We start from the raw sequence: 16,492 nt of genomic DNA on the forward strand, positions 1-16,492 counted from the left end.
AGCATGTTAGAAGCATTGAAACAGCAAGTGCTGGAAGCCAATCTGGCGCTGCCAAAACACAATCTGGTGACCCTCACCTGGGGGAATGTCAGCGCCGTTGATCGCGAACATGGCGTACTGATAATTAAACCGTCCGGCGTCGACTACAGCGTCATGACTGCCGAGGATATGGTGGTGGTCAGCCTTGAAACCGGAGAAGTGGTGGAAGGTAAAAAGAAACCCTCTTCCGACACCCCAACACATCGCTTGCTCTATCAGGCGTTCCCGACCATTGGCGGCATTGTGCATACCCATTCGCGCCACGCCACCATTTGGGCGCAGTCTGGCCAGGCGATTCCGGCAACCGGAACAACTCACGCCGATTATTTCTACGGCACCATTCCCTGTACGCGCAAAATGACCGATGCCGAAATTAACGGTGAATACGAGTGGGAAACCGGTAACGTGATTGTTGAAACGTTCAGGACGCAGCAGATCGATCCCGCGCAGATGCCTGGCGTACTGGTGCATTCCCATGGGCCGTTCGCCTGGGGGAAAAACGCCGATGACGCGGTGCACAACGCCATTGTGCTGGAGGAAGTTGCCTATATGGGTATTTTCTGCCGCCAGCTCGCCCCTGAGCTGCCGGATATGCAGCAGACACTGCTGGATAAACACTATCTGCGCAAACATGGCGCGAAAGCCTATTACGGGCAGTAAGTTTTCCTCTCTCCCGGCCCCCTCTGCCAACCCGTAGCCCGGCTAAGCCTTGCGCCAGCCGGGACATTTCGGGTCGCTCATTTTTAATTTCTTAATTTTCCGCCTTACATCCTGCCTGTCGTTGCCATTTCGCTGCAAACTGACAATGCTATGCGGTAAGGCAATCGGCAGAATCGGCAGGAGAAAAGCCAGTGAAAATAAAAGGGGCAGGAAAATGGATACTGCTGGGGCTCGTCACGGCGGCGTTCGTAATAGTTTATAACGCCATCGCTATTTACCGCTTTAGCCAACAGGACCAGACACGCAAAGCCGACTGCGCGATTGTTGCCGGAGCAGGTATCACTGAAAAATCCCCCAGCCCGGTTTTTACCGCCCGATTAGACCACGCGATGTGGTTATATCAGGAAGGCAAGGTGAATTCGCTTATCCTGACGGGGGGGCGCAGTAACGGGGCAAGCGAATCCGATGCAGCTATCGCCCGACATTATCTCTTAAACCGGGGCGTTCCCGAGGCCGTCATTTTTATCGACGAGCAGTCTACCGTTACCCGTGAAAATATTCATAACGCCAAAATAATCATGGCGCGCCAGCATATGCAAACCGCGCTACTGGTCAGCGATCCTTTGCATATGCTGCGTATGCGCCTCATTGCATACGATAACGACATGGTGAGCTGGTCATCGCCCACCACGACAAGCCGGTACCGTTCATGGCAAACGCAACTGCCTTTTCTGCTGAGGGAAGCGTTCTACTACACCGGTTATCGCATCCTGCGTTATTTACCGGCTATTCCGCCAGAGAACAACGCGCAGTAGTCCGGCTACGCGCAGTACTGATCACGCACCCGCATACCTGTACAAAAAGTCAGTATTTTCGGGCAAACCAGGCTATAATCTCGCCGATAATGACCCAATGAGAGAACGGTGTGACGCAAGCGCGAGAAGGCTTTTTACTGACCCGACACTGGCGGGACACGCCACAAGGAACCGAGGTGGAATTCTGGCTGGCGACAGACGACGGGCCGCTACAGGTCTTTTTGCCGCCACAAGAATCGGTTGCGTTTATCCCCAGCGCGCAAGTCAGCCAGGCACAGCGTTTACTCGCCACAGAAAACCAGTATCGCCTCACGCCGCTGCAACTTAAGGATTTTCAGCGCCAGCCCGTCCACGGGTTATATTGTCGCGCCCACCGCCAGTTGATGCGCTATGAAAAGCTGCTGCGCGACGGTGGCGTCACGGTCTATGAAGCCGACATCCGCCCGCCAGAACGCTTTCTGATGGAGCGTTTTATTACCGCGCCGGTATGGGTGGATGGCGAGCCGCGCGGCGAGCAGTTGATCAATGCACGCCTTAAACCCAGCCCACATTACCGCCCGCCCCTTAAATGGGTGTCACTGGATATCGAAACCACCCGTAACGGTGAACTTTACTGTATCGGTCTGGAGGGGTGCGGCCAGCGCACGGTCTATATGCTCGGTCCGGAAAACGGTGATGCCAGCGGGCTGGATTTTCATCTCGAATATGTCGCCAGCCGTCCGCAACTGCTGGAAAAGCTCAACGCCTGGTTTGCGCAGTACGACCCTGATGTGATTATCGGCTGGAACGTTGTGCAATTCGACCTGCGCGTACTGCAGAAAAGCGCGGAGCGTTATCGCCTGCCTTTATTGCTCGGGCGTGGCAATCAGCCGCTTGAATGGCGGGAGCACGGTTTTAAAAACGGCGTCTTCTTCGCCCAGGCAACCGGCCGGGTGATTATTGACGGGATTGAAGCGCTAAAATCCGCTTTCTGGAACTTCTCCTCTTTTTCGCTGGAAACGGTATCGCAGGAGCTACTGGGAGAAGGCAAAGCGATCGATAATCCCTGGGATCGCATGGACGAAATCGATCGCCGTTTTGCCGAGAATAAACCCGCTCTTGCGACCTATAACCTGAAAGATTGTGAGCTGGTAACGCGCATATTCCACAAAACGGAGATCATGCCTTTCCTGCTGGAGCGCGCCACGGTGAACGGTCTGGCAATCGACAGACATGGCGGCTCGGTGGCGGCGTTTAGCCACCTCTATTTTCCGCGCATGCACCGGGCGGGCTATGTCGCGCCAAACCTCGGCGACGTACCGCCGCAGGCAAGCCCCGGCGGCTATGTGATGGATTCGCGCCCCGGCCTTTACGATTCCGTACTGGTGCTGGATTACAAAAGCCTGTATCCCTCGATCATCCGCACCTTCTTAATCGATCCGGTTGGTCTGGTGGAAGGGATGGCGCATTCGGATCCCGAACACAGTACCGGTGGTTTTCTGGGGGCGCGCTTTTCCCGGCAGATCCACTGCCTGCCGGAGATCGTCGGGCAAATCTGGCACGGGCGCGATGAAGCCAAACGGCTGGGAAACAAACCGCTATCGCAGGCGCTTAAGATCATCATGAATGCTTTTTACGGCGTGCTGGGCACCAGCGCCTGCCGCTTTTTCGATCCGCGCCTTGCTTCATCGATCACCATGCGCGGCCATGAGATCATGCGTCAGACCAAAGCGCTGATTGAGTCTCAGGGCTATGACGTCATTTATGGCGATACGGATTCCACCTTTGTCTGGCTTAAAAAAGCGCATAACGAGTCTGATGCGGCGCGTATTGGTCGCGAACTGGTGGCCTATGTTAACAACTGGTGGTCGGCACATCTGTCCGCTGAGCAATTAACCAGTGCGCTGGAGCTGGAATTCGAAACCCATTTTTGCCGTTTTTTGATGCCGACCATTCGTGGCACGGAGCAGGGAAGTAAAAAGCGCTACGCCGGGTTGATACAGGAAGGTGAAGAACAACGGATGGTATTCAAGGGGCTGGAAACAGTACGCACCGACTGGACGCCGCTGGCGCAACAATTTCAAAAGACGCTCTATTTACGTATCTTTCGCAACGAACCCTACCAGGAGTATGTGCGTGAAACGATCGATAAGCTGATGGCAGGCGAACTGGATGAGCTGCTGGTCTACCGCAAGCGCCTGCGTCGCCCGCTGGCCGATTACGAGCGTAACGTGCCGCCCCACGTTCGCGCGGCACGACTCGCAGATGAACAAAATCTAAAACGCGGCCGCCCGGCGCAGTATCAAAATCGGGGCACCATCAAATATGTCTGGACGACGCAGGGCCCGGAACCTGTTGATTATCAGCAAGCGCCTCTGGATTACGATCATTATCTGACCAAACAACTTCAGCCGGTCGCGGAAGGAATACTGCCCTTCACTGACGATGATTTTGCTACACTACTGACAGGGCAACTGGGATTGTTTTGATTTCGTATCTGGCTGGCGTGGTAACAGAGGGCCAGCCATAGAGCATCTGGATTGCAGGTTGCTTCCCGGTCAGCGTTGAGTTCGTTTTCTGGCGTATAACGAATAAGATGTTCAACGAGCCAACAACGCGGTGACTTGCAAAACAACGGGCATAACGAGAGTGACGAAAGCATTGCCATCCAGTACCATAGCGCCCTTTCTATTCCTGGCCCCAAACTGAAACGTCCGCCTGATTCTCAGGCGGTGACGAACTATTGCCTGCAATTTGAGATATAGAGTTCAATTTATGCCCTTTACACTTGGTCAACGCTGGATAAGCGACACGGAAAGCGAACTCGGACTGGGTACAGTCGTAGCGATGGATGCGCGAACCGTCACTCTGCTTTTTCCCGCGACGGGAGAAAATCGTCTGTATGCACGCAGCGATTCCCCCGTTACACGCGTCATGTTTAATCCTGGCGATACGGTAACCAGCCACGAAGGCTGGCAACTGACTGTTGAAGACGTAAAAGAAGATAACGGTCTGCTCGCCTATATCGGTACGCGCCTGGATACGCAGGAAACCAACGTCATGCTGCGTGAGGTCTTTCTCGACAGCAAACTGGTTTTCAGTAAACCGCAAGATCGCCTGTTCGCCGGGCAAATCGACCGTATGGATCGTTTCGCGCTGCGTTTTCGCGCGCGCAAATATCAAAGCGAACAGTACCGTATGCCGTGGAGCGGGCTGCGCGGCCAGCGCACCAGCCTTATCCCTCATCAGTTGCATATCGCCCATGATGTTGGCCGTCGCCATGCGCCGCGCGTCCTGCTGGCGGACGAAGTAGGTTTAGGAAAGACTATCGAAGCCGGGATGATACTGCACCAGCAGTTACTGTCTGGCGCAGCGGAACGTGTATTGATCATCCTGCCGGAAACCCTGCAGCATCAGTGGCTGGTTGAAATGCTGCGTCGCTTCAATCTGCGTTTTGCGCTGTTCGACGACGAACGCTACGCCGAAGCGCAACACGATGCCGACAACCCATTCGAAACAGAACAGCTGGTGATTTGCTCGCTGGACTTCGTGCGCCGTAATAAGCAGCGCCTGGAGCACCTGTGCGACGCCGAGTGGGATTTAATGGTGGTGGATGAAGCCCATCACCTGGTATGGAGCGAAGAGGCGCCAAGCCGCGAATATCTGGCTATTGAACAGCTTGCCGAGCGCGTACCGGGCATTTTGCTGCTCACCGCAACGCCTGAGCAACTGGGCCTTGAGAGCCACTTTGCGCGCCTGCGCCTGCTGGATCCTAATCGTTTCCATGATTTTGCCCAGTTTGTTGATGAGCAACAGAACTATCGTCCGGTCGCCGATGCGGTCGCCCTGCTACTGGCAGGCAAGCACCTGAGCGATACCGAGCTTAATACGCTGAGCGATCTGATTGGCGAGCAAGATATCGAGCCTTTACTGCAGGCAGCCAACAGTGACCACGACGGCGCTGAGACAGCGCGTCAGGAATTGATTTCGATGTTGATGGACCGCCACGGCACCAGCCGCGTGCTGTTCCGTAACACCCGTAACGGCGTGAAAGGCTTCCCGAAACGCGAACTGCATACCATTAAGCTGCCGCTGCCCACACAGTACCAAACGGCAATTAAGGTCTCCGGGATCATGGGGGCGCGTAAAAGTGCAGAAGACCGCGCCCGCGATATGCTCTACCCGGAACAGATTTATCAGGAATTCGAAGGCGATAGCGGAACCTGGTGGAATTTCGACCCACGCGTCGAATGGCTGATGGGCTATCTCACCAGCCATCGTTCACAAAAGGTTCTGGTGATCTGCGCCAAAGCGGCCACTGCGCTGCAACTGGAACAGGTCCTGCGCGAGCGTGAAGGTATCCGTGCCGCGGTATTCCATGAAGGCATGTCGATCGTTGAACGTGACCGCGCGGCGGCCTGGTTCAGCGAAGAAGACAGCGGCGCACAGGTACTGCTGTGTTCTGAAATCGGCTCTGAAGGACGTAACTTCCAGTTTGCCAGCCATCTGGTGATGTTCGATCTGCCGTTCAACCCGGATCTGCTCGAACAACGTATCGGCCGCCTGGACCGCATCGGCCAGGCGCACGATATTCAGATCCATGTGCCTTATCTGGAAAAAACCGCGCAATCCGTATTGGTACGCTGGTATCACGAAGGCCTGGACGCCTTCGAGCACACCTGCCCAACCGGGCGGACGATTTACGACGAGGTCCACACTGAACTGATTAATTACCTTGCCGCGCCAGAAAATACCGAGGGCTTTGATGATCTGATCAAAGCCTGCCGCGAACAGCACGACGCGCTGAAAGCACAGCTTGAGCAAGGGCGAGACCGTCTGCTGGAAATCCACTCTAACGGCGGTGAAAAAGCCCAGCGGCTTGCCGAAAGCATTGAAGAGCAGGACGATGACACCGGGCTTATCAATTTCGCCATGAACCTGTTCGATATCATCGGTATCAACCAGGACGATCGCGGCGATAACATGATTGTGCTGACACCCTCCGATCATATGTTGGTACCGGATTTTCCGGGCCTGCCGGAAGATGGTTGTACCATCACCTTTGAGCGTGAGGTGGCGCTGTCCCGTGAAGATGCCCAGTTTATTACCTGGGAACATCCACTGATTCGCAACGGCCTGGATCTTATCCTCTCTGGCGATACCGGTAGCAGCACCATTTCATTGTTGAAAAACAAGGCGTTGCCTGTCGGTACGCTACTGCTGGAACTGATTTACGTCGTTGAGGCCCAGGCGCCGAAACAACTGCAGCTTAACCGCTTCCTGCCGCCGACGCCGATTCGTCTGCTGGTGGATAAAAACGGCACAAACCTTGCCGCTCAGGTTGAGTTTGAGAGCTTCAACCGTCAGCTCAGCGCGGTTAACCGCCACACCGGCAGCAAGCTGGTGAACGCCGTACAGCAGGATGTCCACACCATACTGCAAAAAGGCGAAGCACAGGTCGAGAAAGCCGCGCAGGCACTGATCGACGCCGCGAAGAGCGAAGCGGATGAAAAACTGTCAGCAGAGCTGTCGCGCCTCGAAGCCCTCAAAGCCGTTAACCCGAATATTCGTGATGACGAGCTGAGCGCTATTGAGAGCAACCGCCTGCAGGTGCTGGAAAGCCTTTCTCAGGCAGGCTGGCGTCTTGACGCGCTGCGTCTTATTGTTGTGACGCATCAGTAACGGAGCAGGCTATGGTAATGGAGTCCTACAATCCGCCTCAGGATCCCTGGCTAACCATCCTCTATCAGGATGAGCACATTATGGTGGTCAACAAGCCGAGCGGCCTGTTGTCCGTGCCGGGACGCCTTGAAGAGCATAAAGATAGCGTGATGACGCGTATTCAGCGCGATTTCCCGCAGGCGGAATCCGTGCATCGCCTGGATATGGCGACCAGCGGCGTGATTGTGGTGGCTCTGACCAAAGCGGCGGAGCGCGAGCTCAAACGCCAGTTCCGCGAGCGCGAGCCGAAAAAGCAGTATGTGGCGCGTGTCTGGGGACATCTGGCGGAAGAAGAGGGGCTGGTGGATCTCCCTTTGATTTGCGACTGGCCGAATCGGCCGAAGCAGAAAGTGTGTTTTGAGACCGGTAAACCCGCGCAAACGCAGTATGAAGTACTGGAACTCGCCGCCGACAATACTACGCGCGTGCGGCTCAAGCCGATTACCGGTCGGTCGCATCAATTGCGTGTGCATATGCTGGCGTTGGGGCATCCGATTCTGGGCGACAGGTTCTATGCGACGCCAGAGGCTCTCGCTCTGGCGCCACGTCTGTTACTGCATGCGGAAACGTTGACAATAACCCACCCGGCGTATGGCAACAGCATGACGTTCAGGGCGCCGGTGGATTTTTAAATTAACGTGGCTTGCGGTTCCGGATGCGGCTCCGCCTTATCCGGACAACCGTCAAGCCAGCGACGACGGGCGTCAGCAGCGCAAGCAGATTATTCACGGCCTGCGCACAGCAACCGGAGCGCAATCAAATCAGGTAGCCCGGGCGAGGCGTTTTACGTCGACTCCCGGGATTATTGCGGAGCCTACCGTCAAGCCAGCGACGGCGGGCGTCAGCGGCGCAGGCAGATTATTCACGGCCTGCGCACAGCAACCAGAGCGCAATCAAATCAGGTAGCCCGGGCGAGGCGTTTTACGCCGACTCCCGGGATTATTGCGGAGCCTATCGTCAAGCCCGCAACTTACTTAAACCCTTTCTGCTCTTTAATCAGCTCGTAAGCCTTCTGAATCTCCTGCGCTTTCTGCTTCGCCATCTCCATCATCTCCGGCGGTAAACCTTTCGCTACCAGCTTATCCGGGTGATGCTCGCCCATCAGCTTACGATAGGCGCGCTTAATGGTGGTGGCATCATCCGTTGGTTTCACGCCCAGTACATTGCAGGCATCCTCCAACGTTGGACCGCGTTGCGCCTGCTGCTGCCAGCCGCCACCTGCCTGCTGCTGATAGCCACCGCCAAACTGCGCCCCGCCCTGCATCATGCGCAAAAATTGATCGAACTGGCCGCGAGAGATCCCCAGTTCTTCGGCAATGACGTACAACACTTCACGCTCATTCGGGTGCAGCGAACCATCTGCAAATGCCGCCTGAATCTGGATTTCCAGGAACATTCTGATTAAATCAAAGCGTCCGAAGCAAACACTGCGAAATTGACGCATTTTGTCACGTAAGGGGTAATTGTCCGCTTTGCCTACGCGAAACGCCTGCTGCGCCGCCGCACGTGAGTCGCCGTGCAGGTTCATCCGGTCCATAAACAGACTGGCAACCTGAATATCAGCCTGCGTCACGCGACCTTTGGATTTAGTTAAATGGCCCATCACCTCGAAGGTGGTGGCAAAAAAGAGCGTCTGACGTTCCCGTTGATTGGCAAACCACGCCATTTTTCTGCTGCGAGCCTTATCAAACATATGGCCGATTAACAGTCCGAGAACCGCGCCCCAAAAGCCTCCGCCCATGATCAGAGCGAAAACCACACCAACCACTTTTCCCCAATACTGCATATACTCCCCAAATCGTCATGCCGTCGGCTAAAATTTGCTTTATCATACCCGTCATTCTATGCCGTGCACAGGCACAGTCTTCTCTGACCTGGCTCGAAAACGGGCAGGATTAACTAGCGCTGCGAAGATGAGTACGTTAGTCTCTGACCGTTTGCCAGCGTAAAGCCACAGATGACGGAACAACAAATACAACGTATGAAAAAACGTATTCCCACCCTCCTGGCCACAATGATCGGCACAGCCCTTTATAGTCAACAAGGGATGACAGCCAGTCTCGCCTCGCAATGTATGCTTGGCGTTCCGAGCTATAACCGCCCATTGGTGAAAGGCGATACTAACAATCTGCCGGTGACCATCAATGCCGATGACGCCAAAGGTAACTACCCTGACGACGCCAATTTTAAAGGCAATGTGGATATTAATCAGGGTAATAGCCGTCTGCGTGCGGATGAAGTTCAACTTCATCAGAAACAGGTGGAAGGCCAGCCTGACCCGGTGCGTACAGTGGATGCACTGGGTAATGTGCACTACGACGACAATCAGGTCATCCTGAAAGGTCCGAAAGCCTGGTCAAATTTAAATACGAAAGACACCAATGTCTGGCAAGGCGACTACCAGATGGTGGGGCGTCAGGGACGTGGTGATGCAGACCTGATGAAACAGCGTGGCGAAAACCGTTACACCATCCTCGAAAACGGTTCTTTCACCTCCTGCTTACCGGGTTCTAATACCTGGAGCGTCGTGGGGAGTGAAGTCATCCACGATCGTGAAGAACAGGTTGCCGAAATCTGGAATGCGCGCTTTAAGCTTGGCCCGGTGCCGGTTTTCTACAGCCCGTACCTGCAATTGCCGGTGGGTGACAAGCGCCGTTCTGGTTTCCTGATTCCGAATGCCAAGTACGGCACAAGCAACGGCTTTGAGTTTTATTTACCGTACTACTGGAATATTGCCCCCAACTTTGATGCGACGATCACACCGCATTACATTCAAAAACGTGGCAGTACACAGTGGCAGAACGAATTCCGCTACCTGACACAAGCGGGAACAGGTCTCGTCGAATTCGACTATCTGCCGTCGGATAGCGTCTATCAGGACGACTATCCTGCCGAGTCGAATCGCCATCGCTGGTTATTCTACTGGAATCACTTTGGCGTGATGGATCAGGTGTGGCGTTTTAACGTTGATTACACCAAAGTCAGCGATCCGTACTACTTTAACGACTTTTCATCGAAATACGGTACCAGTACTGACGGTTACGCCACGCAGAAATTCAGCATGGGGTATTGGCTGGAGAATTTTAACGCCACCGTATCGACCAAACAGTTCCAGGTATTTAACCGACAGAATAGTAATTCCTACGCCGCTGAGCCACAGTTAGACGTGAATTACTACAAAAACGACCTGGGTCCGTTTGATGCGCATATCTATGGCCAGGCGGTACATTTCGTTAACACCAACGGAACTTACCCGGAATCCACGCGTGTTCACCTTGAACCAACGTTAAATTTGCCGTTGTCGAACAAGTGGAGCAGTCTTGATACCGAAGCGAAGCTGATGGCGACGCACTATCAGCAGACCAATCTTGATGCTTACAACGCAGCTAACAATACTGATTATAAAGATTCAGTTAACCGTGTGCTGCCGCAGTTTAAAGTCGACGGGAAGCTGATTTTCGAGCGTGATATGACCCTGGCAGAAGGGTATACCCAGACGCTGGAGCCAAGGGCACAATATCTCTATGTGCCGTATCGTAACCAGAGCACTATCAAAAACTACGACTCCTCCTTGCTGCAATCCGACTACAGCGGCCTGTTCCGCGACCGTACCTACGGCGGTCTGGATCGCATCGCATCGGCAAACCAGGTTACTACCGGCGTCACATCGCGTATTTATGATGATGCCGCCGTTGAACGTTTTAACGTTTCTGTTGGTCAAATCTACTATTTCACGGAGTCGCGCACTGGCGATGACAACATAAACTGGGAGAAAGACAACAAAACGGGTTCACTGGTGTGGGCAGGAGATACCTACTGGCGCATTTCGGATCGCTGGGGCTTACGTGGCGGCGTGCAGTATGACACGCGTCTGGACAATATCGCTAACAGCACCGCGTCAGTTGAATATCGCCGCGATGAAGACCGTATGGTACAGCTCAGCTATCGCTATGCCAGCCCGGAATACATTCAAGCGACACTTCCAAGAGACCAAAATGATACAACATGGACCCTGCCGCAGTATAAAGACGGCATTTCGCAAGTTGGTGCTGCAGCAAGCTGGCCGATCGTCGACCGCTGGTCTGTCGTCGGGGCTTACTACTACGATACCAATATAAGCAAGCCTGCCGACCAGATGTTAGGTCTGCAGTATAACTCCTGCTGTTATGCGATTCGCGTTGGGTATGAACGCAAAATTAACGGCTGGGAAAACAACCAAAGCAAGTATGACAACGTCATCGGTTTCAACATTGAGTTGCGCGGTTTGAGCTCGAATTACGGCCTGGGCACGCATCAAATGCTGCGCTCGAACATTCTGCCGTACCGTAGCTCGTTATGATGTGGTTGATTTGCAAAGTTATCGGTTAATTGAAATGGAAAAAGTATGAAGAACTGGAAAACGCTGCTTCTCGGTATCGCTATGGTTGCGAATACCAGTTTCGCTGCACCGCAGGTTGTCGATAAAGTAGCTGCCGTCGTGAACAACGGCGTGGTGCTCGAAAGCGACGTTGATGGTTTGATGCAATCCGTGAAACTTAACGCGGGCCAGGCGGGTCAGCAGTTGCCTGATGACGCTACGCTGCGTCATCAGATTCTTGAACGTCTGATCATGGATCAAATCATTCTGCAGATGGCGACGAAAATGAACATCAAGGTGACCGACGATCAACTTGATCAGGCCATCGCAAATATCGCCAAACAAAACAATATCTCTATGGATCAGATGCGCAGCCGTCTGGCTTACGACGGTGTGAATTTCAACACTTACCGTAGCCAAATCCGCAAAGAGATGATCATTTCCGAAGTTCGCAACAACGAAGTTCGCCGCCGCATCACCGTGCTGCCGCAGGAAGTTGAAGCGCTTGCTAAACAAGTGGGCAATCAAAACGACGCCAGTACCGAACTGAACCTGAGCCACATTCTGGTTCCGCTGCCTGAAAATCCAACCTCCGACCAGGTGAATGAAGCAGAAAACCAGGCACGTTCTATCGTTGACGAAGCGCGTAAAGGCAGCGATTTCGGCAAACTGGCCATTACCTACTCTGCCGATCAACAGGCGCTGAAAGGCGGCCAGATGGGCTGGGGACGTATTCAGGAACTGCCGTCAATCTTCGCTCAGGCGCTTAGCACGGCGAAAAAAGGCGATATCATTGGCCCCATCCGTTCAGGCGTTGGCTTCCATATTCTGAAAGTGAACGATCTGCGTGGCCAGAGCCAGAGCATTTCCGTGACCGAAGTTCACGCGCGTCACATTCTGCTGAAACCGTCGCCGATCATGAGTGACGACCAGGCACGCGTGAAACTGGAACAGATCGCGGCTGATATCAAGAGTGGTAAAACCACTTTTGCTGCGGCAGCGAAAGAGTTCTCCCAGGATCCAGGTTCTGCCAATCAGGGCGGTGATATGGGCTGGGCGGCAGCGGATATCTACGATCCGGCATTCCGTGATGCATTGATGAAGCTCAGCCGTGGTCAGATGAGCGGTCCGGTACACTCCTCCTTTGGCTGGCATCTGATTGAGCTGCTGGATACCCGTAACGTCGATAAAACCGATGCTGCGCAAAAAGATCGTGCCTACCGCATGCTGATGAACCGTAAATTCTCCGAAGAAGCGGCAACCTGGATGCAGGAACAGCGCGCCAGTGCTTACGTTAAAATCCTGAGCAACTAATGAACGCACATCGTGTCGTTATCACTCCCGGCGAACCCGCCGGGATTGGTCCTGATTTGGTCGTACAACTCGCCCAGCGTGACTGGCCTGTCGAGCTGGTTGTGTGTGCAGATCCTATGCTGCTCACCGAACGTGCGGCGCTATCAGGCTTGCCCCTCATCCTGCGCGAGTACCGCGCAGGACAACCGGCTGTTGCACAACAGGCCGGCAGCCTCACCGTATTACCCGTCGCACTCAAAACGCCAGTAGTGCCAGGCGAGCTGAACGTCCAGAATGGGCCATACGTGGTCGACACGCTGGCGCGCGCCTGCGATGGCTGCCTGAGCGGCGAGTTTGCGGCGCTGATCACCGGCCCCGTGCATAAAGGGGTGATCAACGACGCCGGTACGCCGTTTACCGGACATACCGAGTTCTTCGAGGAGCGTTCACGCGTCAACAAAGTAGTGATGATGCTGGCAACAGAAGAACTGCGCGTCGCGCTGGCCACCACTCATCTGCCCATCAAAGCGGTTGCAGACGCCATCACGCCGGATTTGCTGCGCGACGTCATCACCATTTTGTACACCGATTTGCAGCAAAAGTTTGGCATCCGCCAGCCACATGTTCTGGTATGTGGCCTGAACCCCCACGCCGGGGAAGGCGGACATATGGGAACCGAAGAGATTGATACGATCATTCCGGTTCTTGATGAAATGCGTGCTAAAGGCATGAACCTCAGTGGTCCATTGCCTGCCGATACGCTTTTTCAGCCTAAATATCTTGATAATGCCGACGCCGTACTGGCGATGTACCACGATCAGGGCCTGCCCGTGCTAAAATACCAGGGCTTTGGCCGTGGCGTGAATATCACGCTCGGTTTACCTTTTATTCGTACATCTGTTGATCATGGCACCGCGCTGGAACTGGCGGGCCAGGGAAAAGCCGATGTCGGCAGTTTTATCACGGCGCTTAATCTCGCCATCACCATGATTGTTAATACTCAATGACTAATCGAGTCCATCAGGGCCACTTAGCCCGTAAACGCTTCGGGCAAAACTTCCTCAACGATCAGTTTGTGATCGACAGTATTGTTTCGGCTATCAATCCGCAAAAAGGCCAGGCGATGGTTGAAATCGGCCCGGGCCTTGCCGCGCTGACCGAGCCAGTAGGCGAACGTCTGGATAAACTCACCGTTATCGAACTGGACCGTGATCTGGCCGCTCGTCTGCAAACACACCCGTTTCTCGGGCCAAAGCTGACGATTTTTCAGCAAGATGCGATGACCATGAATTTTGGCGAGCTCTCGCAGACCATGGGGCAACCGCTGCGTGTATTCGGCAACCTGCCCTATAACATCTCCACGCCGCTAATGTTCCATCTGTTTAGCTATACTGATGCCATTGCCGACATGCACTTTATGTTGCAAAAAGAGGTCGTCAATCGTCTGGTTGCAGGGCCAAACAGTAAGGCGTATGGTCGTTTAAGCGTCATGGCGCAATACTATTGCCAGATTATTCCGGTACTGGAAGTGCCGCCATCAGCATTTACCCCACCGCCTAAGGTGGATTCTGCTGTTGTGCGTCTGGTGCCGCACAGCACGTTGCCGCATCCGGTGAAAGAAGTCCGGGTGCTGAGCCGGATCACCACGGAAGCCTTTAACCAGCGCCGTAAAACGATCCGCAACAGCCTTGGCAATCTCTTCTCCGTTGAGGTATTGACGGAGTTGGGCATTGATCCGGCGATGCGTGCTGAAAACATCTCTGTTGCGCAGTATTGCAAGATGGCGAACTATCTGACTGATAATGCGCCGCCGAAGGAGAGTTAAGTCATGATCAATTCGCCCCGAGTTTCTGTTCAGGTGCAAAGTGTCTATATTGAATCGCAATCTTCACCCGATGAAGAACGCTATGTTTTCGCTTACACCATTACTATCCGGAATCTGGGGCGAGCGCCGGTCCAGTTGCTTAAACGCTACTGGCTTATCACCAACGGGAATGGCCGTGAGACTGAGGTTCAGGGTGAAGGTGTTGTCGGCGTTCAGCCGCACATTGAACCCGGCGGAGAATATCAGTATACCAGCGGTGCGGTAATTGAAACGCCGTTCGGTACCATGGAAGGCCATTATGAAATGATCGATGCGCAAGGGAAGGCGTTCCGCATCGCTATCCCGGTCTTCCGACTTGCCGTTCAAACACTAATCCACTGAAACAATGTCTACATACCTTATTGGCGACGTTCATGGTTGCTATGATGAACTGCTCGCATTGTTAAACCAGGTGCATTTTGTACCTGGGCAGGACACCTTGTGGTTGACGGGTGATTTAGTCGCGCGCGGTCCCGGCTCGCTGGATGTATTGCGCTACGTAAAATCACTGGGCGACAGCGTTCGCCTCGTCCTCGGCAACCACGATCTGCACCTGCTGGCGGTGTTTGCCGGCATTAGCCGTAATAAACCCAAAGACCGGCTTAATTTACTACTGGAAGCGCCCGATGCCGACGACCTTATCAACTGGCTGCGTCGCCAGCCGCTGTTGCAGGTTGATGAGGAGAAAAAGCTGGTGATGGCCCATGCGGGTATCACGCCGCAGTGGGATCTGGAGACCGCTCAACAGTGCGCACGCGACGTTGAAGCTATCCTCTCCAGTGATTCTTATCCTTTTTTCCTCGACGGGATGTACGGCGACTATCCGAACAGCTGGTCAACGGAACTGAGCGGAATGGCACGGCTGCGTTTTATCAGCAATGCATTTACGCGGATGCGCTACTGCTTCCCGAATGGGGAGCTGGATATGTATTGCAAAGATGTGCCGGAATACGCGCCTGCACCGTTGAAGCCATGGTTTACCATTCCCGGCCCTGTCTCGCAGGAGTACAGCATCGTGTTTGGTCACTGGGCGTCGCTGGAAGGAAAAGGCACGCCAGAGGGCATTTACGCGCTGGATACCGGATGCTGCTGGGGTGGAACACTGACCTGTCTGCGCTGGGAAGACAAAGCCTGGTTTGTACAACCGTCAAATCGTCAGATGGATTTAGGTGAAGACGAGGCGGTCGCCTCTTAGGGTATGATGTCGCCCCGGTACGCAACGCGCCGCCGGGGCAGACAATTACCGACGTTCCAGAATCTCGAAGCAATAGCTGTGAGAATTCTGCTCATCCGCATCGTTAAACTCGCTAAATACCGACTCCCAGTCGTCCGGATCGTAATCCGGGAAATGGGTATCTCCTTCGACTTCGGCATCAATATGCGTCAGATAGAGCTTTTGTGCCTTCGGCAGGAACTGCTCATAGACACGGCCACCGCCGATCACCATGATCTCTTCCGCGTCGCCGCACGCGGCAATCGCCGCGTCGACCGAGCTGACCCACTGCACGCGATCGTCAGTACCCGGCTTGCTGCTGATGACAATATTTTTACGGCCTGGTAGCGGGCGTCCAATCGACTCCCACGTCAGGCGTCCCATAACCACAGGTTTGTTTAGCGTATTGCGTTTAAACCAGGCGAGATCGGCAGGTAGGTTCCACGGCATGGCATTCTCCATGCCGATCACGCGATCCACCGCTAACGCCGCAATCAGACTGATCATTGATAATTTCCCGGATGCAAAAAATTGTCGCCACTATACGGAAA

Annotated in this window: 13 protein-coding genes; 11 read left to right on the plus strand and 2 right to left on the minus strand. The window is 54.2% G+C overall.

Annotated features, from left to right (window positions below; all coding sequences use genetic code 11):
• Positions 1–3 precede the first annotated feature (3 nt).
• The 5 genes from araD to rluA all read left to right on the plus strand — a co-directional run bounded on the left by araD (position 4) and on the right by rluA (position 7,846).
• Complete coding sequence (araD, locus tag AB182_RS21410; protein ID WP_047371853.1) at positions 4–699, plus strand: L-ribulose-5-phosphate 4-epimerase; 696 nt, start codon at positions 4–6, stop codon at positions 697–699.
• Positions 700–890: 191 nt separating this feature from the next.
• The gene (locus AB182_RS21415) at positions 891–1,514 is read left to right on the plus strand and encodes a YdcF family protein (RefSeq protein ID WP_047371854.1); all 624 of its coding nucleotides are present in this window, start codon (positions 891–893) and stop codon (positions 1,512–1,514) included.
• 110 nt (positions 1,515–1,624) lie between these two features.
• Positions 1,625–3,982 carry a DNA polymerase II gene (polB, locus tag AB182_RS21420; protein WP_047371855.1) on the plus strand — a complete coding sequence of 786 codons (2,358 nt, stop codon included), beginning with the start codon at positions 1,625–1,627 and terminating at the stop codon, positions 3,980–3,982.
• A gap of 286 nt (positions 3,983–4,268) precedes the next feature.
• The gene (gene rapA / locus AB182_RS21425) at positions 4,269–7,175 is read left to right on the plus strand and encodes an RNA polymerase-associated protein RapA (RefSeq protein WP_047371856.1); all 2,907 of its coding nucleotides are present in this window, start codon (positions 4,269–4,271) and stop codon (positions 7,173–7,175) included.
• A gap of 11 nt (positions 7,176–7,186) precedes the next feature.
• Positions 7,187–7,846 carry a bifunctional tRNA pseudouridine(32) synthase/23S rRNA pseudouridine(746) synthase RluA gene (rluA, locus tag AB182_RS21430; protein WP_047371857.1) on the plus strand — a complete coding sequence of 220 codons (660 nt, stop codon included), beginning with the start codon at positions 7,187–7,189 and terminating at the stop codon, positions 7,844–7,846.
• A gap of 338 nt (positions 7,847–8,184) precedes the next feature.
• On the opposite strand, the gene djlA is transcribed toward rluA, so the two are convergent.
• Complete coding sequence (gene djlA, locus AB182_RS21435; protein WP_047371858.1) at positions 8,185–9,000, minus strand: co-chaperone DjlA; 816 nt, start codon at positions 8,998–9,000, stop codon at positions 8,185–8,187.
• A gap of 195 nt (positions 9,001–9,195) precedes the next feature.
• Between djlA and lptD the strand changes: the two genes are divergently transcribed.
• Genes lptD through apaH form a run of 6 tightly spaced genes read left to right on the plus strand, consistent with a single transcriptional unit; the run spans position 9,196 to position 15,923 of the window.
• Positions 9,196–11,553, plus strand: coding sequence for an LPS assembly protein LptD (gene lptD / locus AB182_RS21440; protein WP_047371859.1), 2,358 nt, complete (start codon positions 9,196–9,198; stop codon positions 11,551–11,553).
• Positions 11,554–11,598: 45 nt separating this feature from the next.
• Entirely contained in the window at positions 11,599–12,885 is a 1,287-nt protein-coding gene (gene surA, locus AB182_RS21445; protein ID WP_047371860.1) for a peptidylprolyl isomerase SurA, read from the plus strand.
• On the plus strand, positions 12,885–13,871 hold the full coding sequence (pdxA, locus tag AB182_RS21450; protein WP_047371861.1) for a 4-hydroxythreonine-4-phosphate dehydrogenase PdxA: 987 nt from the start codon (positions 12,885–12,887) through the stop codon (positions 13,869–13,871). The genes surA and pdxA overlap by 1 nt, the downstream gene beginning before the upstream one ends.
• Positions 13,868–14,689, plus strand: coding sequence for a 16S rRNA (adenine(1518)-N(6)/adenine(1519)-N(6))-dimethyltransferase RsmA (gene rsmA, locus AB182_RS21455; RefSeq protein ID WP_047371862.1), 822 nt, complete (start codon positions 13,868–13,870; stop codon positions 14,687–14,689). Before pdxA ends, rsmA begins: the two co-directional genes overlap by 4 nt.
• Before the next feature lie 3 nt (positions 14,690–14,692).
• The gene (apaG, locus tag AB182_RS21460) at positions 14,693–15,070 is read left to right on the plus strand and encodes a Co2+/Mg2+ efflux protein ApaG (protein WP_039078326.1); all 378 of its coding nucleotides are present in this window, start codon (positions 14,693–14,695) and stop codon (positions 15,068–15,070) included.
• A gap of 4 nt (positions 15,071–15,074) precedes the next feature.
• Complete coding sequence (gene apaH / locus AB182_RS21465) at positions 15,075–15,923, plus strand: bis(5'-nucleosyl)-tetraphosphatase (symmetrical) ApaH (RefSeq protein ID WP_047371863.1); 849 nt, start codon at positions 15,075–15,077, stop codon at positions 15,921–15,923.
• A gap of 45 nt (positions 15,924–15,968) precedes the next feature.
• On the opposite strand, the gene folA is transcribed toward apaH, so the two are convergent.
• Positions 15,969–16,448 carry a type 3 dihydrofolate reductase gene (gene folA / locus AB182_RS21470; protein WP_047371864.1) on the minus strand — a complete coding sequence of 160 codons (480 nt, stop codon included), beginning with the start codon at positions 16,446–16,448 and terminating at the stop codon, positions 15,969–15,971.
• Between the last annotated feature and the right edge of the window lie 44 nt (positions 16,449–16,492).

Origin of the sequence: Phytobacter ursingii, from assembly GCF_001022135.1 — a bacterium.
Taxonomy (GTDB): domain Bacteria; phylum Pseudomonadota; class Gammaproteobacteria; order Enterobacterales; family Enterobacteriaceae; genus Phytobacter; species Phytobacter ursingii.

Bases quoted from the DNA above. Each gene is read 5' to 3' on its own strand.
- surA (WP_047371860.1), top strand. From the start codon at position 11,599: ATGAAGAACTGGAAAACGCTGCTTCTCGGTATCGCTATGGTTGCGAAT.
- djlA (WP_047371858.1), bottom strand. From the start codon at position 9,000: ATGCAGTATTGGGGAAAAGTGGTTGGTGTGGTTTTCGCTCTGATCATG.
- folA (WP_047371864.1), bottom strand. From the start codon at position 16,448: ATGATCAGTCTGATTGCGGCGTTAGCGGTGGATCGCGTGATCGGCATG.
- araD (WP_047371853.1), top strand. From the start codon at position 4: ATGTTAGAAGCATTGAAACAGCAAGTGCTGGAAGCCAATCTGGCGCTG.
- apaG (WP_039078326.1), top strand. From the start codon at position 14,693: ATGATCAATTCGCCCCGAGTTTCTGTTCAGGTGCAAAGTGTCTATATT.
- apaH (WP_047371863.1), top strand. From the start codon at position 15,075: ATGTCTACATACCTTATTGGCGACGTTCATGGTTGCTATGATGAACTG.
- rluA (WP_047371857.1), top strand. From the start codon at position 7,187: ATGGTAATGGAGTCCTACAATCCGCCTCAGGATCCCTGGCTAACCATC.
- pdxA (WP_047371861.1), top strand. From the start codon at position 12,885: ATGAACGCACATCGTGTCGTTATCACTCCCGGCGAACCCGCCGGGATT.
- rapA (WP_047371856.1), top strand. From the start codon at position 4,269: ATGCCCTTTACACTTGGTCAACGCTGGATAAGCGACACGGAAAGCGAA.
- lptD (WP_047371859.1), top strand. From the start codon at position 9,196: ATGAAAAAACGTATTCCCACCCTCCTGGCCACAATGATCGGCACAGCC.
- rsmA (WP_047371862.1), top strand. From the start codon at position 13,868: ATGACTAATCGAGTCCATCAGGGCCACTTAGCCCGTAAACGCTTCGGG.